We start from the raw sequence: 3,427 nt of genomic DNA on the forward strand, positions 1-3,427 counted from the left end.
CGAATAGCCCTCCCCGAGCGCCCGGAACTTCCAGCCCTCCCCCCGCCGGTACAGCTCGCCGCAGATCAGCGCGGTCTCCTGACCGGTCTCCGGCTTGATGTCGAAGTACGCCAGCGGCTCCCCGTCGGCGACCGCCGCGTCATACAGCAGGATGCGCAGCGCGCGTACGCGGTCGAACGTGACGCCGTCCGCCGAGGCGACCAGCAGGATCCGGCCGACCTCCGGCTCGACGTCGGCGAGGTCGGTCTGGACACTGTCCGTCAGACCGTCGACGACCCGCTTCTTGCCGAGCCGCCACACCGTCCCGGAGGGGTGTCGGGGCTGGTTGTAGAAGACGAAGTCCTCGTCGGAGCGCACCCGGCCGTCGGGGCCGAGGAGCAGTGCCGAGGCGTCCACGTCCGGGATCCCCTGCCCGGGCGTCCAGCGCACCACGGACCGTACCGTGGTGGCGTCCAGCGGGACGTTCGACCCCTTCAGCATCGCGTGCGTCATGCGGTCATCCTGCCTTCTCCGTCCTGGTCACGACAACGCGGGGCGCGTACACGGCGGGTCACGGGGAATTCACCCCCGGGGGGAACCATGGACACGGGCTCGTACGTACTATTACCGGCCACCTATTGACAGTCTTCGCAGGCCGCCAGTGTCGCCACGGGGGGAGCTATATGCGTCATTTCGGGCATCTCGGTGCTGAGGTGCGGCAGCGCCTCTTCCACCAGGAACCGTGCGAGTTCACCGCCGACTCCCCGGCCCGGCTGCTCTCCGCTGCCCTGGGCGCCACGCTCTACAGCCCGGCGACCCGGCCGCGGCTCGCCGAGGACATCGTCAAGCAGGCCGGACGCGGTGTGGTCTCGATGGTGCTGTGCCTGGAGGACTCGATCGACGACGCGGACGTGGAGCACGGCGAGGAGAACCTGGTCCGGCAGTTCACCGAGCTGGCCGAGGACTCCGGGGCCGGGCTGCTCCTGCTGTTCGTCCGGGTCCGCTTCCCCGAGCAGATACCGGACCTCGTGCGGCGGCTCGGGCCCGCGGTGCGGCTGCTGTCCGGATTCGTGCTGCCGAAGTTCACCGGGGAGCGGGGCATGCCGTTCCTGGAGGCGCTGGAGGCCGCCGAGACGGCGAGCGGGCGGCGGCTGTTCGCCATGCCGGTCCTGGAGTCGCCCGAGCTGCTGTACCGGGAGTCGCGGGTGGAGACCCTGGAGGGGATCTTCCGCGCGGTCGACAAGTACCGGGACCGGGTGCTCGCGCTGCGCCTCGGCGTGACGGACTTCTGCTCCTCCTACGGGCTGCGCAGGGCCCCCGACATGACGGCCTATGACGTCCAGGTCGTCGCCTCCGTGATCGCCGACGTGGTGAACATGCTGGGGCGGGCCGACGGCACCGGGTTCACCGTGACCGGGCCGGTGTGGGAGTACTTCCGGACGCAGGAGCGCATGTTCAAGCCGCAGCTGCGGCAGAGCCCCTTCCTGGAGGTGCAGGCGGTCGAGCTGCGCGAGAGGCTGATCGCGCACGCGATGGACGGGCTGCTGCGGGAGATCTCCCTGGACCACGCCAACGGGCTGCTCGGCAAGACCTGCATCCACCCCTCCCACGTCCTGCCCGTGCACGCGCTGTCGGTGGTCAGCCACGAGGAGTTCAGCGACGCGGCGGACATCCTGCGGCCGGAGCGCTGCGGCGGGGGTGTGCTGAGGTCGGCGTACACGAACAAGATGAACGAGGTGAAGCCGCACCGCGCGTGGGCCGAGCGGACCCTGCTGCGCGCCGAGGTCTTCGGCGTCGCCCGGGAGGACGTCGGCTTCGTGGAGCTGCTCGCCGCCGCCATTCCCGACTGACCGCACCGCTCATCACGAGAGCTCGTAGCAAGGAACGCATGAACAAGGCAGTGAACGACGGGGTCTGGTCCGGCACCTGGGTCGCCGAGCGGCTCGGGGTCGAACTCGTGGGCGACGACGAGCTGACGGGCCTGCTGGGGCTCGCGCTGCGCCGCAACCCCAAGCGGGCGCATCTGCTGGTGTCCAACGTGCTGGGCAAGCACGTGCCGCAGTCGCCGTCGGTGGTGTACGGCCACGGGTTCGCCCTGGGCCGCCGCGTACGGGACCTGCTGGGCGAGGAGGAGGCCCGCCGGGCGGTCGTCCTCGGCTACGCGGAGACCGCGACCGGTCTCGGCCACTCGGTCGCCGACGGCCTGGGCGCCGCGCCGTACCTCCACTCCACGCGCCGCCCCGTCCCCGGCGTCGCCCCGGCGGGCGGCTTCGAGGAGTCCCACTCGCACGCCACCTCCCACCTCCTGCTGCCCGAGGACCCGGCCCTGCTGGCCTGCGACGGCCCGCTGGTCCTGGTGGACGACGAGTTCTCCACCGGCAACACGGTCCTGAACACCATCCGCGCCCTGCACGCCCGCTACCCGCGCGAGCGGTACGTCGTCGTGGCCCTGGTCGACATGCGCGCCCCCGCCGACGTCGCCCGCCTGACCGCCTTCGCCCACGGGATCGGAGCCCGCGTCGACCTGCTCGCCACGGCCTCGGGCGCGGTCCGCCTCCCGGCGGACGTCCTGGAGAAGGGCCGGGAACTGGTCGCCCGCCACGAGGCCGGGCCGGCCGAGGCCGGCCCGGCGGCGGTACCGGCGCAGGCGGAGCCGCCGGGGGACGCGCCGGGCCGGGTGGAGTCGGCCGGGGCTCCGGCCGGGGCGGCACGGTGCGAGGCCGCACCGGAGGCCGGGTCGGCCCGGACGGGGCCGGGGGTGCCCGGGCCCGGGGACAGGGCGCCGGAGGCGGTCGCGTCCGCGCGGTCGGAGGTGCCGGCGGATGTACCGGCGGACGCGCCGGGCCGGGTGGAGCCGGCCGTTCCGGGGCAGCGCGTCCGCGGCCGGGTCGCGCGGGTCGACCTGCGCTGGCCGCGGGGCGTGCCCGACGGGGGGCGGCACGGTTTCACCCCCGGTCACCGGGACCGGCTGGAGCGGGCGCTGCCCGGCATGGCCGCCCGGGTGGCCGAGGCGCTGCCCGAAGGGGCGCGGCGGGTGCTCGTGCTCGGGTTCGAGGAGCTGATGTACGCGCCGCTCAGGCTGGCCCGGGAGGTCGAGCGGCTCGTGGCGGCCGAGGTGCGGTACTCCACCACCACCCGCTCGCCCGTGCTGGCCGTGGACGACCCGGGTTACGCGATCCGCACCCGGCTGGTCTTCGACGCGCACGACGACCCGGCCGACGGCCCCGGCGAGCGCTACGCCTACAACGTGGCCGGCGGCGGCTTCGACGCCGTGGTCGCCGTCGTCGACTCCGTGGCCGACACTCCCGAACTGCACGCGCCCACCGGCCTGCTGGTTCGGCTCGCCGCACACGCCCCGCACGTCCTGCTCGCGGTCGTGCCCTCGTACGTCCCCGAAAGGCCCCCGATGCTGCCCGAGCCCCTCCGCGGCCCCGCCTTCTCCTCCTAC

At 73.7% G+C, this 3,427-nt stretch carries 3 protein-coding genes; 2 read left to right on the forward strand and 1 reads right to left on the reverse strand.

Annotated features, from left to right (window positions below; translation table 11 throughout):
- The coding region (locus C1I97_RS33665) for a TerD family protein (RefSeq protein WP_146608376.1) at positions 1 to 492 on the reverse strand (492 nt) is incomplete at its 3' end.
- 170 nt (positions 493 to 662) lie between these two features.
- Here C1I97_RS33665 and C1I97_RS33670 point away from each other — a divergent pair.
- Both C1I97_RS33670 and C1I97_RS33675 read left to right on the forward strand, forming a co-directional pair.
- Positions 663 to 1,829, forward strand: coding sequence for an HpcH/HpaI aldolase/citrate lyase family protein (locus C1I97_RS33670; RefSeq protein ID WP_111006812.1), 1,167 nt, complete (start codon positions 663 to 665; stop codon positions 1,827 to 1,829).
- Between the two features lie 38 nt (positions 1,830 to 1,867).
- Positions 1,868 to 3,427 (forward strand): phosphoribosyltransferase family protein (locus C1I97_RS33675; protein WP_181447027.1); only part of this gene is annotated, 1,560 nt, incomplete at its 3' end.

The sequence above is a fragment of the Streptomyces sp. NTH33 genome (assembly GCF_003236365.1).
Lineage (GTDB): Bacteria > Actinomycetota > Actinomycetes > Streptomycetales > Streptomycetaceae > Streptomyces.